General features: G+C 71.7%; 26 protein-coding genes. 10 read left to right on the top strand and 16 right to left on the bottom strand.

The genetic code is table 11. The features are described 5' to 3' along the window. Nucleotides 1–610, bottom strand: a 610-nt coding sequence (locus KBA23_RS04250; RefSeq protein ID WP_290737130.1) for a hypothetical protein, incomplete at its 3' end; no start/stop codon positions are given. A 158-nt stretch (nucleotides 611–768) separates the two neighbouring features. On the opposite strand from KBA23_RS04250, the gene KBA23_RS04245 reads away from it, so the two are divergent. Beyond that, nucleotides 769–1,287, top strand: a complete 519-nt coding sequence (locus tag KBA23_RS04245) for an RNA polymerase sigma factor (RefSeq protein WP_290737129.1) — start codon at nucleotides 769–771, stop codon at nucleotides 1,285–1,287. Further along, nucleotides 1,275–2,048, top strand: a complete 774-nt coding sequence (locus tag KBA23_RS04240) for a hypothetical protein (protein WP_290737128.1) — start codon at nucleotides 1,275–1,277, stop codon at nucleotides 2,046–2,048. Before KBA23_RS04245 ends, KBA23_RS04240 begins: the two co-directional genes overlap by 13 nt. Before the next feature lie 163 nt (nucleotides 2,049–2,211). Here KBA23_RS04240 and KBA23_RS04235 read toward each other — a convergent pair whose 3' ends face one another. The 7 genes from KBA23_RS04235 to KBA23_RS04205 all read right to left on the bottom strand — a co-directional run bounded on the left by KBA23_RS04235 (nucleotide 2,212) and on the right by KBA23_RS04205 (nucleotide 9,314). Then, on the bottom strand, nucleotides 2,212–3,123 hold the full coding sequence (locus tag KBA23_RS04235; RefSeq protein ID WP_290737127.1) for a DUF2950 domain-containing protein: 912 nt from the start codon (nucleotides 3,121–3,123) through the stop codon (nucleotides 2,212–2,214). 23 nt (nucleotides 3,124–3,146) lie between these two features. Beyond that, on the bottom strand, nucleotides 3,147–4,697 hold the full coding sequence (locus tag KBA23_RS04230; protein ID WP_290737126.1) for a DUF3300 domain-containing protein: 1,551 nt from the start codon (nucleotides 4,695–4,697) through the stop codon (nucleotides 3,147–3,149). A gap of 98 nt (nucleotides 4,698–4,795) precedes the next feature. Next, nucleotides 4,796–5,764, bottom strand: coding sequence for a D-erythronate dehydrogenase (gene denD / locus KBA23_RS04225; RefSeq protein ID WP_290737125.1), 969 nt, complete (start codon nucleotides 5,762–5,764; stop codon nucleotides 4,796–4,798). 92 nt (nucleotides 5,765–5,856) lie between these two features. Beyond that, nucleotides 5,857–7,161: a nicotinate phosphoribosyltransferase gene (gene pncB / locus KBA23_RS04220; protein WP_290737124.1), complete on the bottom strand. Its 1,305-nt coding sequence runs from the start codon at nucleotides 7,159–7,161 to the stop codon at nucleotides 5,857–5,859. A 1-nt stretch (nucleotide 7,162) separates the two neighbouring features. Then, entirely contained in the window at nucleotides 7,163–7,801 is a 639-nt protein-coding gene (pncA, locus tag KBA23_RS04215) for a bifunctional nicotinamidase/pyrazinamidase (protein ID WP_290737123.1), read from the bottom strand. A 101-nt stretch (nucleotides 7,802–7,902) separates the two neighbouring features. Continuing rightward, nucleotides 7,903–8,346, bottom strand: coding sequence for a phasin family protein (locus KBA23_RS04210; protein WP_290737122.1), 444 nt, complete (start codon nucleotides 8,344–8,346; stop codon nucleotides 7,903–7,905). Between the two features lie 194 nt (nucleotides 8,347–8,540). After that, complete coding sequence (locus KBA23_RS04205) at nucleotides 8,541–9,314, bottom strand: ChaN family lipoprotein (RefSeq protein WP_290737121.1); 774 nt, start codon at nucleotides 9,312–9,314, stop codon at nucleotides 8,541–8,543. A gap of 287 nt (nucleotides 9,315–9,601) precedes the next feature. Between KBA23_RS04205 and KBA23_RS04200 the strand changes: the two genes are divergently transcribed. After that, a complete protein-coding gene (locus KBA23_RS04200; RefSeq protein WP_290737134.1) occupies nucleotides 9,602–9,751 on the top strand; it encodes a hemin uptake protein HemP in 150 nt (49 codons plus the stop codon). 137 nt (nucleotides 9,752–9,888) lie between these two features. Here the strand turns inward: KBA23_RS04200 and KBA23_RS04195 are convergent, their stop codons facing one another. From KBA23_RS04195 to KBA23_RS04185, 3 genes are all read right to left on the bottom strand, one after another. After that, nucleotides 9,889–10,647 carry an NlpC/P60 family protein gene (locus KBA23_RS04195; RefSeq protein ID WP_290737120.1) on the bottom strand — a complete coding sequence of 253 codons (759 nt, stop codon included), beginning with the start codon at nucleotides 10,645–10,647 and terminating at the stop codon, nucleotides 9,889–9,891. Between the two features lie 104 nt (nucleotides 10,648–10,751). Continuing rightward, entirely contained in the window at nucleotides 10,752–12,143 is a 1,392-nt protein-coding gene (locus KBA23_RS04190; protein ID WP_290737119.1) for a M17 family metallopeptidase, read from the bottom strand. A 96-nt stretch (nucleotides 12,144–12,239) separates the two neighbouring features. Continuing rightward, a complete protein-coding gene (locus KBA23_RS04185; protein ID WP_290737118.1) occupies nucleotides 12,240–12,626 on the bottom strand; it encodes a hypothetical protein in 387 nt (128 codons plus the stop codon). Nucleotides 12,627–12,790: 164 nt separating this feature from the next. Here KBA23_RS04185 and KBA23_RS04180 point away from each other — a divergent pair, with 164 nt between their 5' ends. Both KBA23_RS04180 and aqpZ read left to right on the top strand, forming a co-directional pair. After that, on the top strand, nucleotides 12,791–13,441 hold the full coding sequence (locus tag KBA23_RS04180) for a carbonic anhydrase (RefSeq protein ID WP_290737117.1): 651 nt from the start codon (nucleotides 12,791–12,793) through the stop codon (nucleotides 13,439–13,441). Between the two features lie 127 nt (nucleotides 13,442–13,568). Next, nucleotides 13,569–14,273, top strand: a complete 705-nt coding sequence (gene aqpZ / locus KBA23_RS04175; protein WP_290737116.1) for an aquaporin Z — start codon at nucleotides 13,569–13,571, stop codon at nucleotides 14,271–14,273. A 212-nt stretch (nucleotides 14,274–14,485) separates the two neighbouring features. Here the strand turns inward: aqpZ and KBA23_RS04170 are convergent, their stop codons facing one another. Beyond that, a complete protein-coding gene (locus KBA23_RS04170; protein WP_290737115.1) occupies nucleotides 14,486–15,643 on the bottom strand; it encodes a deoxyguanosinetriphosphate triphosphohydrolase in 1,158 nt (385 codons plus the stop codon). Nucleotides 15,644–15,822: 179 nt separating this feature from the next. Between KBA23_RS04170 and KBA23_RS04165 the strand changes: the two genes are divergently transcribed. After that, on the top strand, nucleotides 15,823–16,149 hold the full coding sequence (locus KBA23_RS04165; protein WP_290737114.1) for an iron-sulfur cluster assembly accessory protein: 327 nt from the start codon (nucleotides 15,823–15,825) through the stop codon (nucleotides 16,147–16,149). 25 nt (nucleotides 16,150–16,174) lie between these two features. On the opposite strand, the gene KBA23_RS04160 is transcribed toward KBA23_RS04165, so the two are convergent. The 4 genes from KBA23_RS04160 to gpmI are packed head-to-tail and all read right to left on the bottom strand — an operon-like array spanning nucleotide 16,175 to nucleotide 20,699. Then, a complete protein-coding gene (locus KBA23_RS04160) occupies nucleotides 16,175–16,657 on the bottom strand; it encodes an RNA pyrophosphohydrolase (RefSeq protein ID WP_290737133.1) in 483 nt (160 codons plus the stop codon). Between the two features lie 25 nt (nucleotides 16,658–16,682). After that, complete coding sequence (locus tag KBA23_RS04155; protein ID WP_290737113.1) at nucleotides 16,683–18,047, bottom strand: S41 family peptidase; 1,365 nt, start codon at nucleotides 18,045–18,047, stop codon at nucleotides 16,683–16,685. 10 nt (nucleotides 18,048–18,057) lie between these two features. After that, nucleotides 18,058–19,179 carry a peptidoglycan DD-metalloendopeptidase family protein gene (locus KBA23_RS04150; RefSeq protein ID WP_290737112.1) on the bottom strand — a complete coding sequence of 374 codons (1,122 nt, stop codon included), beginning with the start codon at nucleotides 19,177–19,179 and terminating at the stop codon, nucleotides 18,058–18,060. Then, nucleotides 19,176–20,699, bottom strand: a complete 1,524-nt coding sequence (gene gpmI, locus KBA23_RS04145) for a 2,3-bisphosphoglycerate-independent phosphoglycerate mutase (RefSeq protein ID WP_290737111.1) — start codon at nucleotides 20,697–20,699, stop codon at nucleotides 19,176–19,178. Before gpmI ends, KBA23_RS04150 begins: the two co-directional genes overlap by 4 nt. Nucleotides 20,700–20,857: 158 nt before the next feature. Between gpmI and KBA23_RS04140 the strand changes: the two genes are divergently transcribed. From KBA23_RS04140 to KBA23_RS04125, 4 genes are all read left to right on the top strand, one after another. Further along, entirely contained in the window at nucleotides 20,858–21,592 is a 735-nt protein-coding gene (locus KBA23_RS04140) for an SDR family oxidoreductase (RefSeq protein ID WP_290737110.1), read from the top strand. 223 nt (nucleotides 21,593–21,815) lie between these two features. After that, nucleotides 21,816–22,328, top strand: coding sequence for a cold shock protein (locus KBA23_RS04135; RefSeq protein WP_290737132.1), 513 nt, complete (start codon nucleotides 21,816–21,818; stop codon nucleotides 22,326–22,328). After that, nucleotides 22,318–22,806, top strand: a complete 489-nt coding sequence (locus tag KBA23_RS04130; RefSeq protein ID WP_290737109.1) for a DUF192 domain-containing protein — start codon at nucleotides 22,318–22,320, stop codon at nucleotides 22,804–22,806. The genes KBA23_RS04135 and KBA23_RS04130 overlap by 11 nt, the downstream gene beginning before the upstream one ends. Nucleotides 22,807–23,113: 307 nt before the next feature. Beyond that, nucleotides 23,114–25,579 (top strand): glycogen/starch/alpha-glucan phosphorylase, encoded by a 2,466-nt coding sequence (locus tag KBA23_RS04125; RefSeq protein ID WP_290737108.1) that lies wholly within the window; start codon nucleotides 23,114–23,116, stop codon nucleotides 25,577–25,579. Nucleotides 25,580–25,632 lie beyond the last annotated feature (53 nt).

The following is a 25,632-nucleotide window of genomic DNA, read 5'->3' as shown; positions in this document are numbered from 1 at the left end:
TCGGGGTCTCGTCGACGGCGGTCTGGTCTTCACCCGGGGTCGGCGTCGGCCCGTCGACGGCCGTCGGGGTCTCGTCGACGGCGGTCTCGTCGCCAGAAGTGGGCGTCGAGCTGTCCCCGCTCGTCGATGCGCCATCATCGACCGCCCCGTCCTCGCGCGGCGTCGGGTCATCCACGGAGGTCGGGGTGTCGTCGGTGGCGGTCACCTCGGTGGCGGCGGAATCATCACCTGCGGTCGTCGCCTCGACGGCCCGAGCGGCGGCCCGCTCGGCCTGGCCCGAGGACTTCTTCGACCGCTCGGCGCGGCTCGCCGCCTTGCCGGACTTCTCGGAACGCCCGGCGGACTTTCCGGAACGGCTGGCCTTCTCGGACCGGCTGGCCTTCTCGGATCGGCTGGACTTCTCGGACCGGCTGGACTTCTCGGACCGGCTGGACTTGTCGGACCGGCTGGACTTGTCGGACCGGCTGGACTTGCCGCCGCGGTCCGCTGCGAGCTCGAGGGTTGCGCCATGGAAGTCCGCGGACTGCGAGAAATCCACTGCCTGGGCATGGGCGGGCGCCACTGAAACGAACCGCCCGGCGGCGCCCGGCGAGATCGCCAGCGCCAGCACCGTGAAACCGATGGAAAAGCGCCGAATCCACCCCATGCCGCACCCCTGTTCGACGCCGCATGAATACGGCCAGCCGCGGCGCCGATCAAGATAGGTGCGGAATAATTTCGCTGTCCGTGCGTTATGTCCCCAGAACGTCCTTCCCTCGGGTGTCAGTCTTGGACAGCAGTTTTCAGCGCGACCTCGTCGCCCTCGTCCCGCGGCTTCGGCGCTTTGCCTATACCCTTTGCGGATCGGCGGACGCCGGGGACGACCTCGTCCAGGCCGCCTGCGAGCGGGCGCTCAGGAACGCGGCCGCGTTCCAGCCCGGCACGCGGATGGACAGCTGGATGTTCCGGATCATCCAGAACCTGTGGCTCGACGACCGCCGCAAGCGGAAGGTGCGCGGGGCCCAGATCGATCCGGAGACGCTGGCGATGTCCGACGACGGCCTCGGCGCCCGCCAGGCCGAAGACCGGATCACGCTCGAAAGGGTTCGGGCCTCGGTCGAAAAGCTCCCCGACGAACTGCGACTCGTCGTCGCCCTCGTCGCCATAGAGGGCCACAGCTACCGCGAGGCGGCCGAGTCCCTCGACATTCCCATCGGCACCGTAATGAGCCGATTGTCCCGCGCCCGAGCCATGCTGCTGCCGCTCGTGAAGGCGCCCGACCAGAGGAGCCGGTCATGGACACAGTGATCGAACCCCAGACCCTCGAATCCTTCGTCGACGGCGCGCTGTCGCCGGAGGAATCTGCCCGCGTCGTGCTGCACCTCGCCGACAGCCCCCGGGACGCGGCCTATGTCGACGCCCTGATGGAACTCAACGCCATGCTGGGCGCCGCCTTCGCCGGCCCGACGAACCAGGCGATCCCGGAGCGCATCCGCGCGGCGATCTTCCCCGCCCCGGCCGCCACCGCCCCTGCCCGGCCGTCCGGCCGTGGCGGATGGCGCATGGCGCGGCCCGGCGCGCGGCGGATCGCCGCCTGGACCGCCGTCGCGGCCGCCGCGGCGCTGGCCGTCGGCGTCGCGATCGACCTGCGGCCGGCAGGCGACACGGTGCAGATCGCGGACGCTTCCGGTGCGGACGAGGCCCTTCGCATCGCGCTCGAGGGGGCGCCGAGCGGGGTGGCGCCGTCGGGCGGCGAGGAGAGGATCACGCTGATCGCCACCTACCGCGACAGGATCGGCCGGCCATGCCGCGAGTACGAGATCCTGCACGACGCCGATCGCGCCCTCACCCGCGGTCTCGCCTGCCGCAACTCCGGCGAGGACTGGGAGACGGAGCTGGCGGTGGCGAGCCGGCTGCCCTCGCCCGCAATGGCAGGAGGCGACGGTTTCGTCCCGGCGCAGGGGGCGGCCTCCGAGACGCTCGACGCCGCTCTCGACCGGCTCGGCATCGGGATGGCGCTCCCCCCCGAGGAGGAGCGGGCGTTGATCGGTTCGGGCTGGGTCGAGTAGTCCCGGCGCGCCGACCCAACCCGAAGCCCGTGCGCGACGGCCTCGACCGCCCGATCGTCCCCGAGGCCGGCGTCGCTCTGGAACGGCAGCAAGAAACCCCGGCTGGAAGGCGGCTGGAAAGGCTCGCCACTTCCTTAGGCGCTGTTAACCCGCGGCGGGCGCGTCAGTCGTCGCTGACGGGGGACCAGTCGGGGCCGGGATCGAACGACGCGATGGCCGAGGCGACGGCGAGTGTGTCCTCGCCGAGGTCGGCCTCGTAGACTACGCCCGCCTCGCCGACCATGAAGCTCATCACCCCGGTGTCGCCCCAGGCGGACGGGAAGGCGAGGAGCGCGTGACCGCCAAGGAGCCGGCCGCCGATCATGTAGTCGGCGACGCCGCCGGGCGCCGCGGCGCCCTGGCGGGTCAGAATGCGGAAATAGTAGCCGTGGAAGGGCTCGGGGTCCTGGTCCTGGCCGTCGACCGAGTAGCCATCGGCGGCGGCGCGGGCCATGAAGTCGCCCACGGGGCTCTCCGGCACGCCGGGCTCGGGCGGCCAGTAGAGCCCGTCGCGCGTGCCGGGGTCGCTGATCAGGCTGGCGGCGAAGGAGGGCGCGCCGTCGCCGTCGGGGTCGGCGGCGCGGTAGGCGCGCTGGGCGGCGACGTAGAGGCGCATCACCTCGATCACGTCGAGCTCGTTCTGGCCGATGCGGCGCATCAGCACTTCCTCGCGCGCCGCGGCGGCGTCGAAGGACCAGCCGGCGTCGCCCTCGACGATCGGGCCGGGGAAGGGCCACTGGTCGCGGCCGACATAGAGCGTCGCCTTGTCGCCGGCCGTCTCGATCCGGTGCATGGCGCGCCAGTCGGCGAGGAACTCGGCCCAGGCGGCGCGGTCGGCGACGTCGTCGCCGGAAAGGATCACGTCCTCGTTCTCGGGGCCGAACACGGCGACGAGCGCGTCGCGGTCCTTCGCCTCCAGCGCGGCGATCACCGCCTCGGCGGCGGCCTCGGGCGTGGGGAAGGTTTGCGGCGCGGCGAGCGCGGCCGGGGCCATCGCGAGGGCCGCGAGCCCGAGCGCGAGACGGAATGCGGTCATGGCCTCATCTCCCAGGGCTGATCTCACCGGCGTCGCCCGCTGCTGTGCCGGCCGCGCGCGCCGGCATGGCCGGCGCGGTGCGCTTTCGGCGGCTTCTTGAAGGCGGTGGGCTTCGCGGCGTGCTTCCTGACCGGCGGGCGCGATGCGGACGGCTTGCCGACCGGCTTGCGCTTGGCGGCGGCCGCCTTGGCCCCCGGGCCGGCGCTCGCCTTGGCGCGGGCGCGCGCCGCATCGACCTTGGGCGCGCCCTCGGGGCGCGGGGTGAAGGCGCGGTCCGCGGCGGGTTTGCGCGCCGGCCCCTCAGGCCGGTTCGCCCGCGCCGCGTCGAGCTTGGCGCGCGCCGCGCCGCCGCCGCCCGGGTGCGCCGCCTGGATCTTGTTGCGCGCCGCCCCGCCGCCGGCCGCCTGCGCGGCCTCGAGTCTGCTGCGCGCGGCTCCGTCGCCGCGGGCGGCGGCCAGTCCGGCCCCCGCCCCCGCCCCGGCGAGCGCGGCGGCGGCCGCGCCGCCGCCCGCCTCGTGGCGCGCCTCGAGCTTGGCCCGCGCCTCGTCGCGCCGGGCCGGGTCCGCCTTGAAGGCGCCTGCCCGCCGCGGGTGGTCGGGATCGACGCCGCCGAGCCGGTCGCGCGCCCCGTCGAGCCTCGGCGTGTCGCCGGCGTCGATTCGCGCGCGCGCCGCCTCGACACGATCGGGATCGAGCGGCCGGTCGCGGTCGACGATCACCCGGTCGCGGTCGATGTTGACGTCGCCGTCGATCCTGATGTCCCGGTCCGGGCGCGGGTAGAACTCGCCGTCGTCCCAGTCCACATGCACGTCGTTGTGGCGCCAGTAGTCGTTCCAGTCGTCGTCATCGTCGAAGATCTCGTCGACGAGGAGCGCGCTGCCGAAGGCGATCGCCCCCGTCGCGAGCCAGTTCCCCGGACCGTAGCCGACCGGGTCGGTGGTGACATAGGTCGAGCCGGCCGGAGCGGTCGCGTAGACGACAGAAGGATCGTAGCTCGGGACGTAGACCGTGTCGGGGTCGGCCGGGGCGATGCTGATGGCGCCCTCCTCGTCGACCTCGACGGTCTGCGCCTCGTTCGAGGCGAGTTGCCCGACCGCCTGCGCCTGGCCGCGCAGGCGCTGCACCGAATCGAGCACGTCGTCGGTCTGGGCGAGAACGGCGTCGCCGAGCGTCTCGGTGGCGTCGAGATCCTCGGCCATGCGCTGGATCACCACCGGGAACCCCGCCGCCAGCACGGCGACGCTCGGATCCCAGCCCGCGCCGTCGACGGCGGCCTCGCGATCGGCCGCGGGCAGATCCTGGTTGTCGGCGACCCAGCGATCGGCCTTGGCGACGTCGAGCGGGAAGGTCGCGGCGACGAGGATCTGGTTCATCAGCGAATCGGGGTAGAGCGCGTAGGGCGCGAGCAGCGCGTCGAGCTCGTCGTCGGTCAGCAGGGCGTCGGCCGGCGCGGCGGCGTCGGCGGCCGCCGGCTGCGCCAGCCCGGCGGGGCGCGGCTCTGGAGCAGGTTCCTGCGCGCTCGCCCCGGCCGCGACGGCCAGCGCTACGGCCGACAGGACGATGGCTGTCCGCATCGGGTCGGTCCTCCCCCACGCCGAGGCTCGCGCCTCGCCCGCCCGGATGATAGCACTCCCGCCCCCCACCACCAACGGGTTCTGCGTCAGCCGATTCTTCAGCCGACCCTGCCGCCGAGCTCGTCCTCGACATGGGCGGCGACGATGTCGTCGAAGGTGGCGTCGGCGCGGAACCCGAGGCCCTCGGCGCGGCTGGCGTCGAACTGCGTCGGCCAGCCGGCGACGATGCGGCGGATCGTCTCGTCGGGCTCGCGCCGGATCAGCGCCACCGCACCCTCGCCGGCGGCGCGGCGCAGCGCCTCGATCTCCTCGCCCACCGTCGCCGAGAGGCCGGGCATGGTCAGGTTGCGCCGCGGGCCGATCTTCGCGAGGTCCATGGCGAGGGCGTGGCGGAAGAAGCCCACGGCGGCGCGGGGGCTCGCGAACCAGTGGCGCACGTCGTCCTCGACCGGCAGCACCGCCTCCTGCCCGGCGAGGGGCTCGCGCAGGATGTTGGAGAAGAAACCCGAGGCGGCCTTGTTCGGCTTGCCCGGCCGCACGCAGATGGTGGGAAGCCGGATGCCGACGCCGTCGAGGAAGCCCTTGCGGGTGTAGTCGGCGAGCATCAGCTCGCCCATCGCCTTCTGCGCGCCGTAGCTCGTCAGCGGCGTGAGGTGGAAGTCGTCGGGGATCGTGTCCGGGAAGGGCGCGCCGAAGACGGCGATCGACGAGGCGAAGATCACCCTCGGGCAATAGTCCGGCAGGGCGCGGATCGCCTCGAGGAGCGCGCGGGTTCCGTCGAAGTTGACCTTGTAGCCCTTCTCGAGGTCCGCCTCCGCCTCGCCCGACACGACGGCGGCGAGGTGGAAGATCACGTCGGGCCGCTTGGCGATTCGCGCCGCGACGGCCGCCGCGTCGGCGATGTCGAGCGTGCTGGCGACGGTCGCCACCGACGCGCCGGCGGGAACCTTCGGCTCGACGACGTCGACGAGGGTCAGCCGGGTCAGGCCCGGCGGCGGGTCGCTCACCAGCGAGCGCGTGAGCTTGACGCCGACCATGCCGGCGGCGCCGGTGACGAGGATGTGCATTGCGGGGTCCTCCCGAGGCTTTTGTCGAGCTAGCACGCACCCGACGCCGCCGGCAACGGCGCAGGGCGCTGCGGATGCGACGCAGGCAGAGGTCAGACCAGCACCGGCTCCTCGACCTGGGCGCCGACGCCGAACACCCGCTTGTAGCGGGCGATCTGGTCGGCGGGGCCCATCGCCTTGGCGGGGTTGTCGGAGAGCTTCACCGTCGGGCGGCCGTTGGCGGAGACCGCCTTGCAGACGAGGCTGAACGGCGCGAGGGCGTCGCCGGGGGCGAGGCCGCGGAAGTCGTTAGTCAGCAGCGTGCCCCAGCCGAAGCCGAGCTTCACCCGGCCGTGGAACCGGGCGTAGAGCGCCTCGATGCGGTCGACGTCGAGCCCGTCGGAGAAGATCACGAGCTTCTCGCGCGGGTTCTGGCCGCGGCTCTCCCACCACGCGATCGCCGTCTCCGCCCCGTCCTCCGGCTTGCCGCTGTCGATGCGGATGCCGGTCCACGCCGCGAGCCAGTCCGGGGCCCGCTCGAGAAAGCCCTTCGTGCCGTAGGTGTCGGGCAGGATGACGCGCAGGTTGCCGTCGTAGTCGCGATGCCAGTTCTCCAGCACCCGGTAGGGCGCCTCGGCGAGCGCGGCGTCGTCCTCGGCGAGCGCGGCGAAGACCATCGGCAGCTCGTGGGCGTTGGTGCCGATCGCCTCGATGTCGCGGCGGAGCGCGATCAGGCAGTTGGACGAGCCGGTGAAGCGCTCGCCCAGGCCCTCGATCATCGCCTGCACGCACCAGTCCTGCCACAGGAACGAGTGCCGCCGCCGCGTGCCGAAGTCGGAGATGCGCAGGTCCGGCAGCGCGCGCAGCCGCTCGATCTTTTCCCAGACGCGGGTCATGGCGCGGGCGTAGAGCACCTGGAGCTCGAAGTAGCCCATGCCCTTGAGCACCGCGCGCGAGCGCAGCTCCATCAGCACGGCGAGGGCGGGGATCTCCCACATCATCACCTCGGGCCAGGAGCCGCGGAAGGTGAGCTCGTACTGGTCGCCGCGGCGCTCGAGCTCGTAGGGCGGGAGTTGGAAAGCCTCGAGCCATTCCATGAAGTCCGGCCCGAACATCTGGCGCTTGCCGTAGAAGGTGTTGCCACGCAGCCAGGTCGACTCGCCGCGCGAGAGGCGGAGCGTGCGGATGTGGTCGAGCTGCTCGCGCAGCTCGGCCTCGTCGATCAGGTTCGCCAGCGGCACCTGCGCCGAGCGGTTGATCAGGCTGAACTCCACCTCCACGTCGGCGTTGCGCTGGAACACCGTCTGGAGCATCAGCAGCTTGTAGAAATCGGTGTCCATCATCGAGCGGACGATCGGGTCGATCCGCCAGGCGTGGTCGTAGACGCGTTTCGCGATCTCGGTCACGGGTCTGTCCATGTCAGGCCGCGAACTCGGCGGTTCGGACGAACGCGACGCCCGCCTCCCCCATCGCAGCGAGCGCGGCGGCGTGCGAGCCGTCGAGGTCGATCTCGCGGCAGGCGTCCTCGACGAGCGTCACCCGGAAGCCGAGCCGCACCGCGTCGAGCGCCGAGTAGTGGACGCAGAAGTCGGTGGCGAGCCCGGCGAGCCAGACCGACGCGATCCCGCGCTCGCGCAGGTATCCGGCGAGCCCGGTCGGCGTGACGCGGTCGTTCTCGTAGAAGGCGGAGTAGCTGTCGACATGCGGCCGGAAGCCCTTGCGCAGGATCAGGTCGGCCGGCTCGAGGTCGAGGCCGGGGTGGAACTCGGCCCCCGGCGTGCCCTGCACGCAGTGGTCGGGCCAGAGCACCTGCATCCCGTAGGACATCTCGGTGGTGGAGAAGGGCGAGGCCCCCGGGTGGCTCGACGCGAAGGACCGGTGGTCGGCCGCGTGCCAGTCCTGGGTGTAGACGCGCACGCCGAAGCGGCGGGCGATCCGGTTGACCAGCGGCACGACGGCGTCGCCGTCCGCCACGGCGAGCGCACCGCCGGGGCAGAAGTCGTTCTGGACGTCGACGACGACGAGAGTGGCGGCGGAGGTGTCGGCTGGATCTGGCACAGGCGGTCGCGCCTCCGGTCGGATTCCACCGGAGATTGACAGGCGCGAGGCCGGTTTTCAACCGGCCTCGCGGAAGCGTCCCCGGAATGGTGGCGACGGCCTCAGTCGACCTTCTCGACCGTGCGGCCGATCACCTCGCCGCCGAGGCGGAAGATCCGGGTCGCCTCCTCGGAGTACTGGCTGACCGCCGTGCGGAAGAAACGCGACTGCACGTCGCGAACCTCGTCGAACGACTTGCAGCGCAAAAGCTCCTGCTGCGCCTCCATGTCCTGGCGGATGCGGTCGGAGACGAACTCGGCGATACGGCGCTGCACGCGGGCGACGCTCTCGAACATCGTCGCGCTCGCGGCTTCGAGGCTCTCGATCGCCTGCTGCTGGTTGACCGTCACCTGGTCGATCATCGAATCGACGGCGGTGGAGATCTCCTCGACGGGCTCCCCGCCGCGGGTGGCCGCAACCCCCGCGACAGATTCGTCGCGAACGCTCGCCTCCTCCGCCGGGACGGTGGTCGGCTTCGCTTCGATCGTGGACTTGGGGCTGGACATACTGGTTCCTCGCTGATTCGCGTCAGAGTAGAGAAGGAGATCTATTGCCACGGGGTTACGGCGCAAGCCTTGATCTGGCTCAAATCTCGGTTAGACACACAATTTTTGGGATGGACTTACATAACTAGTTGATAACGTGCCTCGAATGGATGGTCGCCTTGGTTGCGATCTGATCGTATTACGATCATGCGTGCCTAATTCTCGATCACCAGGTCGCCGGCGCCTGCCGGGCCGTCCGGCAGGGCGACGAGGGCGGGTCCGACGCCGAGATCGTCGAGTTGCTCGACCACGCCGAGCCGACGCTCGAGATGCCCCCTGCCGATCACGCCGACCGCCAGCGCCTCCGGCGTCTCGCCGAGGATTCCGGCGATCCCGCAGGCGAAGGCGCGATCCCACACGCCCTGGGCCCGGGCGAACCGGTCGAAGGCCGGATCCTCCGGCGACTGCGCCTTGCGGTCCGGGCGGACCCCCCCGGTCAGATCGAAGATCGCACGCCGGTAGGCCGGCGAGGCGGGGCGCGCCGGCGAGAGCCAACCGCGCTCGGCCTCGGGCAGCGCCTCCCAGCCGTCGCGCCCGATCAGCGACACCAGCGGCCGGTCGACGTTCAGGCCGCGCATCGCGATCCCCTCGGCGCGGCAAAGCTCGAAGATCGGCATGTAGAGATCCGGGTCCATGCCCCAGACCTCGCGCCAGCGCGCCGCCTCGAGAAAGCGCTCGCGGTCGAGCCCGCCGGCGACCCAGGCGTCGAGCGCCGGGCGGGCATGGCGCGGGAACATCTCGAAGCCGACCACGACGGGGCGACGCCGCGCCGCCAGTCCGGCGATGACACGCGCCTGCCACAGGTGATCCTCCACCCGGTCGTGCCGCTCGCCGAGGAGCGCGATCCGCGCCGTCGCCAGCCGGTCAAGCGCCGCGCCCTCGTCGAGGCGCGCCCCCGCCGCGTCGATCCAGCCCCCTGCGCCGACCATCGCAACCTCCCGGATTTCCGCGCGGATCCGGCCGAATCCGCCGCGGCCTGTCAACATCGCGCCGCCGCCGCGAAAGCGAGGATTGACATAGGCGAGTGATTTTGTCAGCTTTCAGTTCAGCCAGTTCGCAGGAACGAGCCATCCCATGAACCCACGACCGGAGTCGATGGCATGACCTGCAACCGCACCGCCGCCCCTGCCACCCCCACCCGTGGGGTCCGCCCATGACCGTCCATTTCGTCACCCGCCGCGACGATCCCGCCCGCGCCGACGACCGCCCGCGGCGCTTGTCGCACCCGGTGCGCGAGACCGTCGCCGTGCCGGTCCACGACGCGCGCAACCTCACCGACGGCGGAGTCGAGGCGCGCATCCTGCTCGACAACACGCCCTACGTCCTGCGCATCACCCGGCTCGGCAAGCTGATCCTGACGAAGTGAGCGCGTCGTGAGCGCGCTCGACCCCCGTCTCGCGAAGCTGCTCGCGGGCTGGCCGCAGCCCGCCCCGACGCGGGCGCTGTCGCCCGAGCCGCAGCCGCCCTGCCCCACGCGCGCCTGGCTCGTGGCCGGCCGCCTCGTCAGGACCGCGTCGCCCCGCCCGTCCCCGGAACCGGACGACGCCGCCCGGTGACCGACCCGCCGCCGCCGGCCTCGATCCGGGCCACGGCGGCGGCGAGCGGCTCGAGCGCCACCGCCATGTGGTGCGCGTTGGCGTGCAGAAGGGTCTCCGCATCGACCATCATTCCGACATGCCCGCGCCAGAACACCAGATCGCCCCGCCGCGCGGGCGCGTCCGCCGGCAGATCGACCCCGAGCAACGCCGCCTGCATGTCGCTGTCGCGCGGCGCCGGAACGCCCGCGGCCATGTGCGAGAGCTGGACCAGCGCCGAGCAGTCGAGCCCCCGCGCGCTGCGCCCGCCCCAGAGATAGGGCGCGCCGAGAAAGCGCATCGCCGCGTCGACGGCGTCCCCGGCCAAGGGCGCGAGATGCGCGGCCGGCACGAACCCGTCGTCGGCCAGCGCGACGAATCCCTCGCCCTCCCCCTCGGCCGCGACCTCGGCGAGGAACGGCAACTCGCCGATCACCCGGGCCTTGACCGCCGGCGCCGCGTAGCGATGGCTCCAGATCGCGCTCACCCGCCGCGCGCGCCCCGGCGCCGGCGCGCCGAGCCCGGCGGCGGCGACATAGCCGACATAGCCGTCCGCCTCCGCCTGCCCCCACGCCAGGCCGTCGTCGCGCATCTCGTAGACCGTGAACGCCTCGCCGTGCAGGAGTTGGGTCGCGAGCCCCGCGGTCGGATCGGCAGCCAGCCGCAGGTCGAGGAGCGCCGCCGTCACGCGCCGCCGCCCGCCGTCGGCGAACCGCCCGGCGGTGACCCGCCCCAGCAGGCGCCGCGCGGCGAGGTCGGGGCGGGCGGGCGTGAGCCGGCCGGCGAACTCGGTCAGGTCGTGGAACAGAACCGTTCCTCCAGCACGGCGAGGATCGCCCTCGCGGCCTGACAGGCGCCGCCCTTCGGCCGCGCCGGCCTCGCGACCGGCGTCCAGCCGTAGATGTCGACATGGAGATAGGGCGTCGCCGTGACGAATCGGCGCAGGAAGAGCGCGGCGGTGATCGCGCCGGCCATGCCGCCGCCCGGCGCGTTGTCGAGATCGGCGATCCCCGGCTCGATCAGCGGCTCGTAGGGATCCCAGAACGGCAGCCGCCACAGCGGATCGGCCTGCGCGCGCGACTGCCGGGCCAGCGCCTCGGCCAGCGCCTCGTCGTCGGTGAAGAACGCCGGCACGTCCGGCCCCAGCGCCACCCGCGCGGCGCCGGTCAGGGTCGCGAGGCTGACGATGAGCGCCGGCCCGTCCTCCTCGGCGAGCGCCAGCGCGTCCGCGAGCACGAGCCGGCCCTCGGCGTCGGTGTTGTTGATCTCCACGGTGAGGCCCTTGCGGCTCGGCAGGATGTCCCCCGGCCGCATCGCCGCGCCGGAGATGGCGTTCTCGACCGCCGGGATCAGCACGCGCAGTCGCAGGTCGAGCCCGAGGCCCATGATCATGTCGGCGAGGGCGAGCGCCGTGGCGGCGCCGCCCATGTCCTTCTTCATCAGCCCCATCGAGGCGGCCGGCTTGATGTCGAGCCCGCCCGTGTCGAAGCAGACCCCCTTGCCCACGAGCGTGACCTTCGGCGCGTCAGTCCGCCCCCAGGCGAGGTCGAGAAGCCGCGGCGGCTCGACCGCGGCGGCCCCGACCGCCGCGATCATCGGGAAACCCGCGTCGAGTTCCGGGCCCGAGACGACGGCGAAGTCCGCGCCGTGCCGTCCGGCGAGGGCGCGCGCCGCTTCCTCCAGCGCGGCCGGGCCCATGTCGCGCGCCGGCGTGTTGATCAGGTCCTGCGCCAGCGCCGAAGCCGCGGCGAGGCGCTCGACCCGGGCGGCGTCCACGCCCGCCGGCGCGACGAGCTCCGCCAGCCGCCGCGGCTCCTTCGGCGCGCGATATCGCTCGAAGCGATAGCCGGCGAGGAGCCAGCCGAGCGCCTCGATCTCCGCGTCGAGATCCGCCGGCTTGTCCACGAGCGCGTAGCGCCCGGCCGGCAGCTTCGCCGCCGCGGCGGCGAGGTGGAACCGTTCGCGCGCCCGCGCCGCCGGCTTGCCCCAGCCGACCGCGGCAGCGGCGGGAGCGCCGTCGGGTCCTGGCAGGACCACGATCTCGCCGAGACCGGCCTCGAAGCCGAGAGCGGCGGCCCAGGCCGCCTGGGCGGGCGGCAGCGCCTCGCGCCAGGCCGCGAGCCCGTCGGCCGGGACGATGTGGAGCGGAATCGCGCCCGGGTCGGGCGCTGGCGGCAGCTTCATCGGCGCGGGCTCCCGGGCGGCGCAGGTCGCGCCCTGTCTATCCGGCCCGCGCGCGTCGCGGCAAGGGGCGCGCCCGTCGCCCTGCCGGCGCCCCGTTCAGAGGGCGGACTGCTCGGCGTAGGCGACCAGCGAGGCGAAGGACTCCTCCCCCAGCCGGTCGAGCCGCGCCCCGACGGCGCCCTCGGCCGCCGGGTCGCCGAGGGCGAGACAGGCTTCTAGGTCGCGCGCGACCCGGGCGAAGCTGACGAGGCCGACCTGCTCGCCCATGGCCGCGATCCGCGAAGCGCAGACCCGCGCCTCATCGAGGTTGCGCGCCGCCCGCGCGGCGGCCAGCATCGCGAGCCGGTCGGCGAGGTGGAACGCCGTCTCCTCCAGGATCTCCCGCGCGCGCTGGTCGCCGAGCGACCGGCGCAGCAGCGTGATCCGCGCGGCGTCGAGCACGACGGCCTCGCGCTTGCGCCACTGGTAGACTTGCGCGCTCATTCTATCCTCCCTCGTCGGCCTTGGCCGGCCACCCGCGCAGGAGCATCGGGCGCCTTCGTGAAGGCATTCTTGTTGCAGCTGCGTGAAATTGTGCGAATGCCCTCGAATTCCCCCTCGCCTTTGAGGCAAAGTCGCGCGAGCAGCCGCCGCGCCGAGGAGCGACCATGCAACACGCCAGCCCCCTGCCCGCCTTCCTCGTCGGCCGCTACCGCGAATGGCAGGCCCGAATGAGCGCGCCCGAGCGCAGCCGCTTCTCGGAGCTCGCGAGCCACGGCCAGCGCCCCCGGGCGATGATCGTCGCCTGCTGCGACAGCCGGGTCATGGCGACGGAAGTGTTCGGCGGCGAGGTCGGGGATTTCTTCGTGCACCGCAACATCGCCAACCTCGTGCCACGGTCCCGGCCCGACGGCACGGAGCGCGGAACCTCGGCGACGATCGAGTACGCCGTGACGGTTCTCAACATCGACCACCTGATCGTCATGGGCCACTACGGTTGCGGCGGCGTCGCCGGGTGCTACGACATGAACGCGGGAAACGCGGGAGCGCCGAGCCCGGAGAGCTACGTCGGACGCTGGCTGACCATCCTCGCGCCGGGATACGCGCGCGTGGCGGGCCTCGGCCTCGACCGGGACGCGGCGCTGCGCGCGCTGGAGCGGCAGGCCATCGTCCTCAGCCTCGAGAACATGATGAGCTTCCCCTTCGTCGCCCAGCGCGTCGCGACCGGGCGGCTCCAGCTCCACGGCGTCTGGAAGGACATCGCGGAGGGCGCCCTCCAGTACTACGACGCGCCGAGCCAGTCCTTCCGCCCGGTCTGACCCCGGCCGTCAGGAGGCGAGTCGCACGAGGCGGCGGTCCCGCCCCCGGCCGGATGTCAAGAACGCCCTTTTCCGGCGGCGCGAACCCGCTAGAAATCATGGCGACAGCGAATCAGCGAGGGGCAACATGTTCAAGAAACTGACGGCGGAGGCGCTCGGCACGTTCGTGCTCGTCTTCGGCGGATGCGGCAGCGCGGTGCTCGCGGCGGGCTTCCCCGAACTCGGCATCGGCTTCGTCGGCGTCTCGCTCGCCTTCGGCCTTACCGTGCTGACCATGGCCTATGCGGTGGGCGGCATCTCGGGCGGCCATTTCAATCCGGCCGTGACCTTCGGACTCGCCATCGCCAACCGCTTCGAGTGGGCCGAGGTGATCCCCTACTGGGTCGCCCAGCTCGTCGGCGGCGTCCTCGCCGCCCTGGTGCTCTACGTCATCGCCTCCGGGCAGGCAGGCTGGACCGGGCCGGGCGGCTTTGCTTCGAACGGCTTCGGGGCGAACTCGCCCGGCGGCTACGGGCTCGTGTCGGCCTTCACCATCGAGGTCGTCCTGACGGCGTTCTTCCTCGTCGTCATCCTCGGCGCGACCCAGCGCGGCGCGCCGGCCGGCTTCGCCCCGATCGCGATCGGCCTGGCGCTGACGCTGATCCACCTGGTCGCCATTCCGGTGACCAACACGGCCGTCAACCCGGCGCGCGCCACCGCGGCGGCGCTCTTCGCCCAGGCGCCCGAGGGCAACCCGACCTTCCTGTCGCAGCTCTGGGTGTTCTGGCTCGCGCCGCTGGTCGGCGCCGCCGTCGGCGGGCTGATCTGGGACAACATGCTCGAGAACGACTGACGTCCCGACGGGGCCGGCTGTTCGGGCCGGCCCCTTTCCCGACCGGCCGGCCGGCCTCATACGGCCTCCGCCCGAATGCCTCGCGCCTGCATTGACGATTCAATTCTGACTCTTTTGCTTTGCATATGCGTCGTGCATACGTCGTGCATGGAGCGTGCATCGAAGGATCCGCCGCAAACCCTTGACGCCGAAGTCTTCGGACAGGGCCCCTATCAGCCCTTCACCAGCGGGTCGGTCAGCCGGCGATGCTCCTGCAGCGCGAACCGGTCGGTCATCCCCGCGATGTAGTCCGAGACCACCCGCGCCCGGCCCGTCTCGTCGAGCGCCACGCAGGCGTTCCAGTCCTGCGGCATCAGCTCGGGCGACTCGAGGAACGTCTCGAACAGCTCGCGGACCACGCGCTTGGCCTTGCGCCGCATCCGCTGCACCGTCCAGTGCCGGTACATCCGCGCATAGAGGAAGGCCCTGATTTCCTTCAGTTCGGCGAAGGTGCCGTCCGAGAACCGCACCATCGTCCGCCCGGCATGGCGCACGTCGCGCGCCGAGCGCGGATCGGCCTCGACCAGCCGCGCCCGGCTGGTCGCCAGCACGTCCTCGACCAGGAGCCCGAAGAAGCGCCGCAGCGCCTCGTGCTCGCGCCGCCCCGGCGCCAGCCCCGGCCAGCGCGCGTCCACCCCCGCGACGCACGGTCCGATCAGCGGCAGCCCGCGCAGATCGTCGAGGGTGAACAGCCCGGCGCGCAACCCGTCCGCGAGGTCGTGGTTGTTGTAGGCGATGTCGTCCGAGATCGCCGCCACCTGCGCCTCGACGCTGGCGTGGGTGTCGAGCTCGAGGTCGTGGCGGGCCGCGTACTCGGCGAGGCCGTAGGGCACGGGGCCGGTCGCGCCGCCTGTCACCGGGCCGTTGTGCTTGGCGAGGCCCTCCAGCGTCTCCCAGGTCAGGTTCAGCCCGTCGAACTCGGCGTAGTGCGCTTCCAGCCGCGTGACGATCTTGATCGCCTGGGCGTTGTGGTCAAAGCCGCCGAACGGCGCCATCAGCCGTTGCAGCTCGTCCTCGCCGGTATGGCCGAACGGGGGATGCCCGAGGTCGTGCGCGAGCGCCACCGCCTCGGCCAGATCCTCGTTGACGTCGAGCGTGCGCGCGAGCGTGCGCGCCACCTGCGCCACCTCGATCGAATGGGTGAGCCGGGTGCGGTAGTAGTCGCCCTCATGCTCGACGAAGACCTGGGTCTTGTGCTTCAGGCGACGGAAGGCGCTGGAATGGATGATCCGGTCGCGATCGCGCTGGAAGGGCGAGCGATGGGCCGAATCCTCCTCGGGGAACGACCGCCCGCGGCTCTCCTCCGGCCGGATCGCGAAGTCGGCGGTCATGAGGCTCCCTCGCGCGACACGGGAAAACACGTGCCGGAAACCGGCTTAGACCATCGCGAGCGGGACGTGAAGCTCCCCGCCCCGCTGGCTCATTCCCTCGGCGGTCCGGCCATCGCCCGCTTGCCCCTCCGGCCCCGTGCGCCTATCTGCGGAGAGAACCGAGAACGGGGGCCCGACCGATGTCCTTCGCCATTCCCCCGCGCGTGACCGAACGCGCCTTCGCCCGCCTCGCCGAGATCGGCGCCGCGCCCCGGGCGCTGCGCGTCGCCGTCGAGGGCGGCGGCTGTTCCGGATTCCAGTACGACATCCGGCTGGAGGAGGAGGCCGACGCCGACGACCTCGTGCTGGAGAAGGACGGCCAGCGCGTGCTGATCGACCCGGTCTCGCTGCCCTTCCTCGCCGACGCCGAGATCGATTTCGCCGACGAACTCATCGGCGCGCGCTTCGTGGTGAAGAACCCCAACGCCACGGCGTCCTGCGGCTGCGGCACCAGCTTCTCGATCTGACCGATTGCGGCGCGGGCGGGCGGGCCTACAGCCGGTCCCGGAACGCCTCGAACACCGCGCGATAGGTCGCGCGCTTGAAGGGCACGATCATTTCGATCAGCTCGTCCGGCGCCGCCCAACGCCAGGCCCGAAACTCCGGCTCCGGCGTGGCGATGTCGATGAGACCCTCGCCGCCCGTCAGCCGCATCAGGAACCAGCGTTGCTGCTGGCCGCGGAAGCGGCCCTTCCACAGCTTCGGCACCAGATCGTGCGGCAGGTCGTAGGCGATCCATTCCGCGGCCTCGGCCAGGATCTCGACCGCCGCGGCCGGCACGCCCGTCTCCTCGCGCAGCTCCCGCAGGGCGGCGTCGACCGGCTCCTCGCCCGGGTCGATTCCGCCCTGCGGCATCTGCCAGGCCTCGGCCGTGCTGTCGATCCGCTGCCCCGCGAAGACGAGCCCGTCGGCATTGGTCAGGATCACCCCGACACAGGGCCGGTAGGGCAGCGCGAGGATCTCGGATTCGGTCATCTCGCGCGGGCGCTTCGCCATCGGTTCAGTTCTGCTTGCCGCTCTGCTCGCTGTCGAGCACCGAGAGGCCGCGGAGGATGTCGATCGCATAGGAGAGCTGATAGTCCTCGGTGCGCAGCCGCGCCGTCTCCTCGCGCCGCTCGCGTTCCTGCTCCAGCGTCTTCTTCTCGTCCTCGGTCAGCGAGTCGTTGCTGAGCGAGCCGCGCAGGTCGGCCTCGGTGCGCTGCGGGTTGACGCTCGGCGTGGCGCTCTTCTCGCCCTCCGCCGCCGCCGTCGGGTCGACCGGGCGCGGCTCGACGATGATGTCCGGCGAGACGCCGAGCGCCTGGATCGAGCGGCCGGACGGCGTGTAGTAGCGCGCGGTGGTGAGCCTGATCGCGCCCTCGCCCTGCACCGGCATGATCGTCTGCACCGAGCCCTTGCCGAAGCTCTGGGTGCCGACGACAACGGCGCGGTGGTGGTCCTGAAGCGCGCCGGCCACGATTTCCGAGGCGCTGGCCGAGCCGCCGTTGATGACGACGACGATGGGCTTGCCCTCGGCGAGATCGCCCTCGGCGGCGTTGTAGCGCTCGCTGTCGCGCGGGTCGCGGCCGCGGGTCGAGACGATCTCGCCGGAATTGAGGAAGGCGTCGGCGACCGAGATCGCCTGGTTGAGCAACCCGCCGGGGTTGTTGCGCAGGTCGATGACGAAGCCCTTGACCTTGTCCATGCCGCCGGCGGCCTCGACCTGCTCCTTGAGCTGCTTTTCCAGACCCTCGTAGGTCTGCTCGTTGAACGTGGTCAGCCGAAGGACGACCGCGTCGTCCTCCAGCCGCGAGCGCACGGCGGCGATGGTGATGGTCTCGCGCGTGAGCGTGACGTCGAAGGGCTCGGGCGTGCCTTCGCGGGTGATGGTGATGGTGATCTCCGAGCCGACCGGGCCGCGCATCATGTCGACCGCGTCGTTGAGGTTCAGCCCCAGCACGCTCTCGCCGTTGACGTGGGTGATCAGGTCGCCGGCGAGGATCCCCGCGCGGTCTGCGGGCGTGTCGTCCATCGGCGAGACCACCTTCACGAAGCCGTTCTCCTGCGTCACCTCGATGCCGAGGCCGCCGAATTCGCCCTTGGTCTGCACCTGCATGTCGTCGAAGTCGTCGGGCGGCAGGTAGCTCGAGTGCGGGTCGAGCGACTGGAGCATCCCGTTGATGGCGCTCTGGATCAGTTCCTTGTCCGCGACTTCCTCGACATAGGAGCTGCGGATGCGCTCGAAGATGTCCCCGAAGAGGTCGAGCTGCTCGTAGACGCTGGCCTCGTCCTCGCTCTCCTGCGCGAGCAGCGGGCCCGCGAACTGGGCGCTCATGACGAACCCCGCGACCGCGCCGCCGAGGCCGGCCAGAAACACCTTGCGCATGCTGTTCGTCCTACCCGTTCCCGCCAGCGAACCACGGGGCCGGATCGACCGGTCCCTTCCCGTGGCGAAGCTCTATATACAGGGTCTCGGCGCCCGTCGCGCCGTTTCCGGCCCCCGCGAGCATCAAATATTCTTGGGCGTCGAGTTGCCGACCGCCGAGAAATCCGAGGAGCTGGCCCGCCTGCACCCGCTCGCCGGCCTTCGTCTCCAGCGTCGCGAGCCCGGCCAGCACCACCTGCACGTCCGGGCGCGCCTCGATCACGACCACGTAGCCGTACTCCAGGAACGGCCCGGCATAGAGCACCACGCCGTCGGCCGGCGCGACGACGAGCGAGAGCGGCGCCGCCTCGACGACGAGGCCGGGACGGCGGACGCCGGCGGAATCCTTCGCCTCGAACTCCGAACGCAGGCTGCCCACGACCGGCCACCGCAGCGCCAGCGGGTCGGACGACGCGGCGGCAGGGCCGGCGACGCGGGCCGCCAGCGCGCTCAGCGTCTCGGCCTCGCGGGCGAAGCCCGGCGGCGCGTCGCGGGCGGCGAGCCCGATCGGCGCCGTCGCCTCCGGGTCGGCCTCGTGCGCCGGGGCGAGCGCTGCGACGAGCGCCGCGCGGCCTCGCGCCAGCCGATCGAGCCCCTCGCCCACCTCGGCGAGGCCCGCCTCCTCCTGGGCCCGCGCCGCCTCGATCTCGGCGAGCCGGGCCGCGAGCCGCTTCGCCTCGGCCTCCAGCGCCGGCTTCATCCAGTCGAGCAGCCGCTCCGCGCGCGCCGCCGCCAGCGGTCCGCCGGGATGCGGCGCCGGGCCGGCCTGCCCCGCGAGGCTCATCGCCTCGAGCGTGGCGAGCAGGCGCTGCATCCCGCCGCGATCGGCGTCGAGCGCCTCCGCAAGCGCGCGCTCCTTCTCGCCGCCCGCCCACACGGAGGCGCTGAGCGCGACCAGCGCCGCCTCCTGCTCGCGCAAGGCCGCGACCAGTTCCGGCACCGTCCCCGGGGCGGCGGCCCCGGGCGCGACGGCGGCGGCGGCGATCGCCGCATCGACGCGGGCGGCGATCCGGCCCTCGGCCGGGCCGATGGTCCCCGCCGGCGCCGGAGCGGCGAGGACGAGACCGACGAGAACGAGCGCCCGCCGTCTCATGCCGCGTCGATCAGGCTGCGGCCCGACATCTCGGGCGGCTGCGGCAGGCCGAGGAGCTCGAGCAGCGTCGGCGCGAGATCCGCGAGCCGCCCGCCCGCCCGCAGCCGCGCGCCCGGCGGCCCGCCCACGAGGATCACCGGCACCGGGTTCAGCGTATGCGCCGTGTGCGGTCCGCCGGTCTCGGGATCGACCATCACCTCGGCGTTGCCGTGGTCGGCCGTGACGATCATCGCGCCGCCGACCTCGTCGAGCGCCGCCAGCGCCACGCCGAGGCCGCCGTCCACCGCCTCGCAGGCGCGGATCGCCGCGCCGAGATCGCCGGTATGCCCGACCATGTCGGGATTGGCGAAATTCACCACGATGAGATCATGCCTGCCCGAGCGGATCGCCGCGGCGAGCTGGTCCGTGACCTCCGCGGCCGACATCTCGGGCGCGAGGTCGTAGGTGCGAACTTTGGGGCTCGGCGCCATGTAGCGCGTCTCGCCCGGCGCCGGCGCCTCGACGCCGCCGCTGAGGAAGAAGGTCACGTGCGGATACTTCTCGGTTTCGGCCAGCCGGAACTGCGTCAGGCCGTGCGCCGCCACCCAGGCCCCGATCGGGTTGACGATCGGCTCGGCGGGAAAGACCGCCGGCATCAGCGCGTTCAACCGGTCGGAATACTCCACCATGCCGAGGGTCGCGGACCAGGCCGGTCGCCCCGCCACTTCGAAGCCGTCGAAGGCCGGGTCGAGGAGCGCGCCGAGGATCTCCCGGGCCCGGTCGGCGCGGAAGTTCTGGAAGAAGAGCCCGTCGCCATCGCGCGCGCCGGCGTAGTCGCCGATGGCCGTCGGGACGACGAACTCGTCGGTCTCGCCCCGGGCATAGGCCGCCGTGATCGCCTCGGCCGCCGTCGGCGCATGCAGGCCCTCGCCGCGCAGGATGACGGCGGCGGCCTTCTCGACCCTGTCCCAGCGCTTGTCACGGTCCATCGCGTAGAAGCGCCCGCTCACCGTTGCGATCCGCGCTCCCGGCGGCAGCGACGCCTCGAGCTCGGCGATCTGCGAGACCGCCGATTGCGGCGGAACGTCGCGCCCGTCGAGGAAGGCATGCACGGCCACGGGCACGCCCGCCGCCGCGGTCGCCGCCGCCGCCGCGGCGATGTGGCGCTGGTGGGCGTGGACGCCGCCCGGCGAGGCGAGCCCGGCCAGATGCGCCGTACCCGACGCGGCCTTCACCGCTGCGACGAAGGCCGCGAGCGCCGGGCTGGCGGCGAAACTGCCGTCGGCGATGGCGTTGTCGATGCGCGGCAGGTCCATCCAGACCACCCGGCCGGCGCCGATATTGGTGTGGCCAACCTCGGAATTGCCCATCTGCCCCTCGGGCAGCCCGACGTCTGGCCCGTGCGCGACCAGCGTCGCGGTCGGACAGGCCGCGCGGATACGGTCGAAATTCGGGGTTCGGGCCAACGCAACAGCGTTCGCCTCGATCTCCGGCCGGTCGCCCCAGCCGTCGAGGATGCACAATACAACCGGACGCGCCATCGTTCGTGGCCTTCTTGTTCGTTCACTGCTCTCGCCCGGCGCGATGTAACCAGAGGCCCGCCGCCTTGCCAACGCCAATCTGGCGCGGACGGGCCGGGCGGACCTTGATTGCGCGGCGTGGCGCCGATACCTCCCGGGAAGAGAACGGGGACTTCGTCATGCCGGAGAGACGCACGCTGCTGCTGACCGGAGCGAGCCGAGGTATAGGCCATGCCACGGTGAAGCGCTTTTCCTCGGCGGGGTGGCGGGTCATCACCTGCTCGCGCCATCCCTTCCCCGAAGACTGCCCCTGGGAGGCAGGCGCGGAGGACCACGTCCAGGTCGACCTCGCCGATCCCAACAGCGCGATGGAAGCGGTGGCCGACCTGCGTGGCCGGCTGCACGGCGGCCGGCTCGAGGCGCTGGTCAACAACGCCGGCATCTCGCCCAAGGGGCCGGGCGGCGCCCGGCTCTCGACGCTCACGACCGACCTCAGATCCTGGGGGCAGGTGTTCCACGTCAACTTCTTTGCGCCCGTCATCCTCGCCCGCGGCCTCGCCGGGGAGCTCGCCGCGGCGAAGGGCGCCATCGTCAACGTCACCTCGATCGCCGGCAGCCGCGTCCACCCCTTCGCCGGCGCCGCCTACGCCACGTCCAAGGCCGCCCTCGCCGCGCTGACCCGCGAGATGGCCCACGACTTCGGCCCGATGGGGGTGCGGGTGAACGCCATCGCCCCCGGCGAGATCGACACCGAGATCCTCAGCCCCGGCACGGAGGAGCTCGCAAACGCCATCCCGATGCGCCGCCTCGGCAAGCCGGAGGAGGTGGCGCGCACGATCTACTTCCTCTGCACTCCGGAAAGCTCCTACGTCACGGGCGCCGAGATCGAGATCAACGGCGGCCAGCACGTCTGACCGGACCCGCGCGCGATGCGACGACCCGACGCCGGTGAGATCAATCGGAGGTTGTAAAATGGAAATGTGACTTTCCGCGCACGTTCATTGCTTGCGTTTTAGTCAAGTGCGGTCGAATATCTGCGCGGGGGTCGATTGCTGGATGGGTATTCGGGTTGACGCCGCCCTGCGGCCGCCATCGGCGACGGTGGCGTGTGGGGACAACCTCTTCGATGTATGTGTGATGATGGTGCGTGGCCGCGTGAAATGGTTCGATACCACGAAGGGATACGGCTTCGTGGTGGCCGAAGACGGTGGCGGCGACATACTGCTGCATGGCAATGTGTTGCGTGTCTTCGGGTATTCCTCGGTCGCCGAAGGCGCCGAGATCCTGGTCAACGTCCAGCAGACCGAGCGCGGCCGCCAAGCGGTCGAGGTCATGGAGATCGTTCCTGCCGCCACCCCGCCCGAGGTGATGGCGGCGCTGTTCGACCCCGCCAACGGTCAGGCGGCCGGCCCGTTGCAGCCGGCGCGGGTGAAATGGTTCGACCGGGTCAAGGGCTTCGGCTTCGTGAATGTCTACGGCAAGGCCGACGACGTGTTCCTGCACATGGAGACGCTGCGCCAGTTCGGCTACGGCGAGGTGGCGGCGGGCGACGTGCTGGCAGTCCGGGTGACGGCCGGTCCGCGCGGGCCGATGGTCTACGAGGTCCGCAGCTGGGACTACGTGGCGCGGCAGGGCGCCGATGAGGCCTGACGGCCGGGCGCGGATCGCCGGCGCGCTCCTCCTCGCCATTTGCGCCGGCCCGGTCGCGGCTGCCTGCGCCTCCGACGTGGTAGAGCTTCGCCAGGGCGCGAGCGTCATGCGCTTTCAGGTCGAGGTCGCCGACGACGAGGCGGAGCGCGCCCGCGGCCTGATGTTCCGCGAGAGCCTGCCCCGATTCGGCGGAATGCTGTTCGTCTACGAGACGCCCCAGCCGGTGGCGTTCTGGATGAAGAACACCCTGATCCCCCTCGACATGCTGTTCTTCGACGCCGCCGGACGGCTGGCGGCGCTGCACGAGAACGCGGTGCCCGGCGACCTGACGCCGATTTCCGGCGGCCCGGCGCCGGTGCAGTTCGTGCTCGAGCTCGCCGGCGGTTCCGCCGCCCGGCTCGGCGTCGCCCCGGGAGCCGAGATGCGCCACCCCGCCGTCGCGGCCGACGCGGCCGCCTGGAGCTGCGAGGCCGGCTGACGCAAGCTCTGACGCCGGTGGCCCTCGAGACCATCGCCCCGATCCCCGATGATCCGTTCATCGGCCTGCCTCCCATGGCGGCGGGCTGATCAGCCCCGGCCGACGCCGGAGCTCGCGCTGGAACTCGTCAGCTACACCACGTCCGGGGACACGATCCCGCCCCATTCTTTCGGCGTCCCCTGCCCCGGCAACGGACATTCTCCGCCCGCAAGCGCATTCCGGGGGCGTTTCCTGTTGCGATGAGGGCGCACATGGGCCTACATCGCAACCGGTTTGAGTGAGACGGTCTGCGGAGGAGGTCTGTCCGATGAACGAGGCGTCTCACGGGATGCATGAACCCCATCACCGCGCCGCCGCCGATCCCGACGCGCTCGCCCGCGAGATCGTCGAGCGGCTGGTCTACCGCATCGGCAAGGATCCCAAGGTCGCGCGGCCGCATGACTGGTTGCAGGCGACCATCCTCATCGTGCGCGACCGCGCCATCGACCACTGGATGCGCTCGACGCGCGCCACCTATGAGGCCCGGGACAAGCGGGTCTACTACCTCAGCCTCGAGTTCCTCATCGGGCGGCTGATGCGCGACGCGGTGTCGAACCTCGGCCTGACCGAGCCGCTGCGCGCGGCGCTGAAGACGCTCGACGTCGATTTCGACATGATCGCCGAGCTCGAGGCCGACGCGGCGCTGGGGAATGGCGGGCTGGGGCGGCTCGCGGCCTGCTTCATGGAAAGCATGGCCTCGATCGGGGTGCCGGCCTATGGCTACGGCATCCGCTACCGGCATGGCCTTTTCCGGCAGGAGATCGTCGACGGGTTCCAGGCGGAGCTGCCGGAGACCTGGCTCGAGCACGGCAACCCCTGGGAGTTCGACCGGCGCGAGAGCGCCTACGAGGTCGGGTTCGGCGGGTTCGTGGAGTATCTTGAGGCGAACGGCTCGGAGGCGCACTTCGTCTGGAAGCCGTCGGAGCGGGTGATCGCCACGGCCTACGACACGCCGATCGTCGGCTGGCGCGGCAAGCGGGTGAACACGCTGCGACTCTGGTCTGCCGACCCGATCGACCCGATCAAGCTCGACGCCTTCAACGCCGGCGACCACATCGGATCGCTCCGGGAGAGCAACCGGGCCGACGCGCTGACCCGGGTGCTCTACCCCGCCGACGCCTCGCCCTCGGGGCAGGAACTGCGGCTGCGGCAGGAGTATTTCTTCTCGTCCGCGGCCTTGCAGGACATCCTGCGCCGGCACCTCCAGCAATATGGGACGCTCGCCAACCTGTCGGACAAGGTGGCGATCCAGCTCAACGACACCCATCCGGCCGTCTGCGTCGCCGAGCTGATGCGGCTCCTGACCGACGTGCACGGACTGGAGTTCGCCGAAGCCTGGGAGACGACGAAGCAGACGATCGGCTACACCAACCACACGCTGCTGCCCGAGGCGCTGGAGAGCTGGCCGGTGCCGCTCTTCGAGGCGCTGCTGCCGCGGCACATGCAGATCATCTACGACATCAACGCGAGGCTCCTGCGCGAGGCGCGGCGCGATCACGGCTTCGACGATGCGGCGATCCGCTCGATCAGCCTGATCGACGAGACCGGCGAGCGGCGGGTGCGGATGGGCAACCTCGCCTTCGTCGGCGCCCATTCGATCAACGGCGTCTCGGCGCTGCACACCGAGCTGATGAAGGCGACGGTGTTCTCCGACCTGCACCGGATGTATCCACTCCGGATCAACAACAAGACCAACGGCATCACGCCGCGGCGCTGGCTGATGCAGTGCAACCCCGAGCTGACGGCGCTGATCGCCGAGCGGATCGGGCCGGCCTTCCTCGACGACATCGGCGCGCTGGCCGAGTTCGAGAAGTTCGCCGACGACCCGGACACCCAGGACGCCTTCGCCAGGGTCAAGCGGCGCAACAAGGACCGGCTGGCGGCGGTGGCGCGGGCGCGGATGGGGATCAAGGTCGACCCGAACGCGCTCTTCGACATCCAGATCAAGCGCATCCACGAATACAAGCGCCAGCTCCTCAACATCATCGAGGCGGTGGCGCTCTACGACCAGATCCGCTCGCACCCGGAGAAGAACTGGACGCCGCGGGTGAAGTTCTTCGCCGGCAAGGCGGCGCCGAGCTATCACAACGCCAAGCTGATCATAAAGCTCGCCAACGACGTGGGCCGGGTGATCAACGCCAACCCGCTGGTGCGCGACGTCCTGCGGGTGGTGTTCGTTCCCAACTACAACGTCAGCCTCGCCGAGGTGCTGGTGCCGGCGGCGGACCTGTCGGAGCAGATCTCGACGGCGGGGATGGAGGCGTCCGGCACCGGCAACATGAAGTTCGCGCTGAACGGGGCGCTGACGATCGGGACGCTCGACGGGGCGAACGTCGAGATCCGTGACAACGTCGGCGCGGACAACATCGTGATCTTCGGGATGACGGCCGAGGAGGTCGCCGCCGCGCGGGCGGGCGGCCACAACCCGCGCGAGATCATCGAGCGGTCGCCGGAGCTGAGCCAGGCGCTGAAGTCGATCGCCTCGGGGGTATTCTCGCCGGACGATCCCGGGCGGTATCGCGGCCTGGTCGACGGGCTCTACGAGCACGACTGGTTCATGGTCGCCGCGGATTTCGACGCCTATGCGGCGGCGCAGCGGCGGGTGGACGCGCTCTGGGCCGAGCCCTCGGTCTGGTGGCGCAAGGCGATCCTCAACACGGCGCGGATGGGGTGGTTCTCGTCGGACCGCACCATCGGCGAATATGCGCGAGACATCTGGGGAATCCGCCTGTAGCCTCGCCTGCCGACCGACGTCCTGATCGACCAGAACAAGAACCCCGGGAGGAA

It is taken from the genome of Amaricoccus sp. (genome assembly GCF_017995835.1).
In the GTDB taxonomy this organism is placed as follows: Bacteria; Pseudomonadota; Alphaproteobacteria; order Rhodobacterales; family Rhodobacteraceae; genus Amaricoccus.
Note: the sequence above shows the minus strand (reverse complement) of the source record. Positions and strands in the feature narration are given on the sequence as shown.

What these genes read in the sequence shown, in the direction of transcription:
- KBA23_RS04240 (WP_290737128.1), top strand. Translation starts at nt 1,275, where the DNA reads ATGGACACAGTGATCGAACCCCAGACCCTCGAATCCTTCGTCGACGGC.
- KBA23_RS04235 (WP_290737127.1), bottom strand. Translation starts at nt 3,123, where the DNA reads ATGACCGCATTCCGTCTCGCGCTCGGGCTCGCGGCCCTCGCGATGGCC.
- KBA23_RS04230 (WP_290737126.1), bottom strand. Translation starts at nt 4,697, where the DNA reads ATGCGGACAGCCATCGTCCTGTCGGCCGTAGCGCTGGCCGTCGCGGCC.
- denD (WP_290737125.1), bottom strand. Translation starts at nt 5,764, where the DNA reads ATGCACATCCTCGTCACCGGCGCCGCCGGCATGGTCGGCGTCAAGCTC.
- pncB (WP_290737124.1), bottom strand. Translation starts at nt 7,161, where the DNA reads ATGGACAGACCCGTGACCGAGATCGCGAAACGCGTCTACGACCACGCC.
- KBA23_RS04210 (WP_290737122.1), bottom strand. Translation starts at nt 8,346, where the DNA reads ATGTCCAGCCCCAAGTCCACGATCGAAGCGAAGCCGACCACCGTCCCG.
- KBA23_RS04205 (WP_290737121.1), bottom strand. Translation starts at nt 9,314, where the DNA reads ATGGTCGGCGCAGGGGGCTGGATCGACGCGGCGGGGGCGCGCCTCGAC.
- KBA23_RS04190 (WP_290737119.1), bottom strand. Translation starts at nt 12,143, where the DNA reads ATGAAGCTGCCGCCAGCGCCCGACCCGGGCGCGATTCCGCTCCACATC.
- KBA23_RS04185 (WP_290737118.1), bottom strand. Translation starts at nt 12,626, where the DNA reads ATGAGCGCGCAAGTCTACCAGTGGCGCAAGCGCGAGGCCGTCGTGCTC.
- KBA23_RS04180 (WP_290737117.1), top strand. Translation starts at nt 12,791, where the DNA reads ATGCAACACGCCAGCCCCCTGCCCGCCTTCCTCGTCGGCCGCTACCGC.
- aqpZ (WP_290737116.1), top strand. Translation starts at nt 13,569, where the DNA reads ATGTTCAAGAAACTGACGGCGGAGGCGCTCGGCACGTTCGTGCTCGTC.
- KBA23_RS04170 (WP_290737115.1), bottom strand. Translation starts at nt 15,643, where the DNA reads ATGACCGCCGACTTCGCGATCCGGCCGGAGGAGAGCCGCGGGCGGTCG.
- KBA23_RS04165 (WP_290737114.1), top strand. Translation starts at nt 15,823, where the DNA reads ATGTCCTTCGCCATTCCCCCGCGCGTGACCGAACGCGCCTTCGCCCGC.
- KBA23_RS04160 (WP_290737133.1), bottom strand. Translation starts at nt 16,657, where the DNA reads ATGACCGAATCCGAGATCCTCGCGCTGCCCTACCGGCCCTGTGTCGGG.
- KBA23_RS04155 (WP_290737113.1), bottom strand. Translation starts at nt 18,047, where the DNA reads ATGCGCAAGGTGTTTCTGGCCGGCCTCGGCGGCGCGGTCGCGGGGTTC.
- KBA23_RS04150 (WP_290737112.1), bottom strand. Translation starts at nt 19,179, where the DNA reads ATGAGACGGCGGGCGCTCGTTCTCGTCGGTCTCGTCCTCGCCGCTCCG.
- gpmI (WP_290737111.1), bottom strand. Translation starts at nt 20,699, where the DNA reads ATGGCGCGTCCGGTTGTATTGTGCATCCTCGACGGCTGGGGCGACCGG.
- KBA23_RS04140 (WP_290737110.1), top strand. Translation starts at nt 20,858, where the DNA reads ATGCCGGAGAGACGCACGCTGCTGCTGACCGGAGCGAGCCGAGGTATA.
- KBA23_RS04135 (WP_290737132.1), top strand. Translation starts at nt 21,816, where the DNA reads ATGATGGTGCGTGGCCGCGTGAAATGGTTCGATACCACGAAGGGATAC.
- KBA23_RS04130 (WP_290737109.1), top strand. Translation starts at nt 22,318, where the DNA reads ATGAGGCCTGACGGCCGGGCGCGGATCGCCGGCGCGCTCCTCCTCGCC.
- KBA23_RS04125 (WP_290737108.1), top strand. Translation starts at nt 23,114, where the DNA reads ATGAACGAGGCGTCTCACGGGATGCATGAACCCCATCACCGCGCCGCC.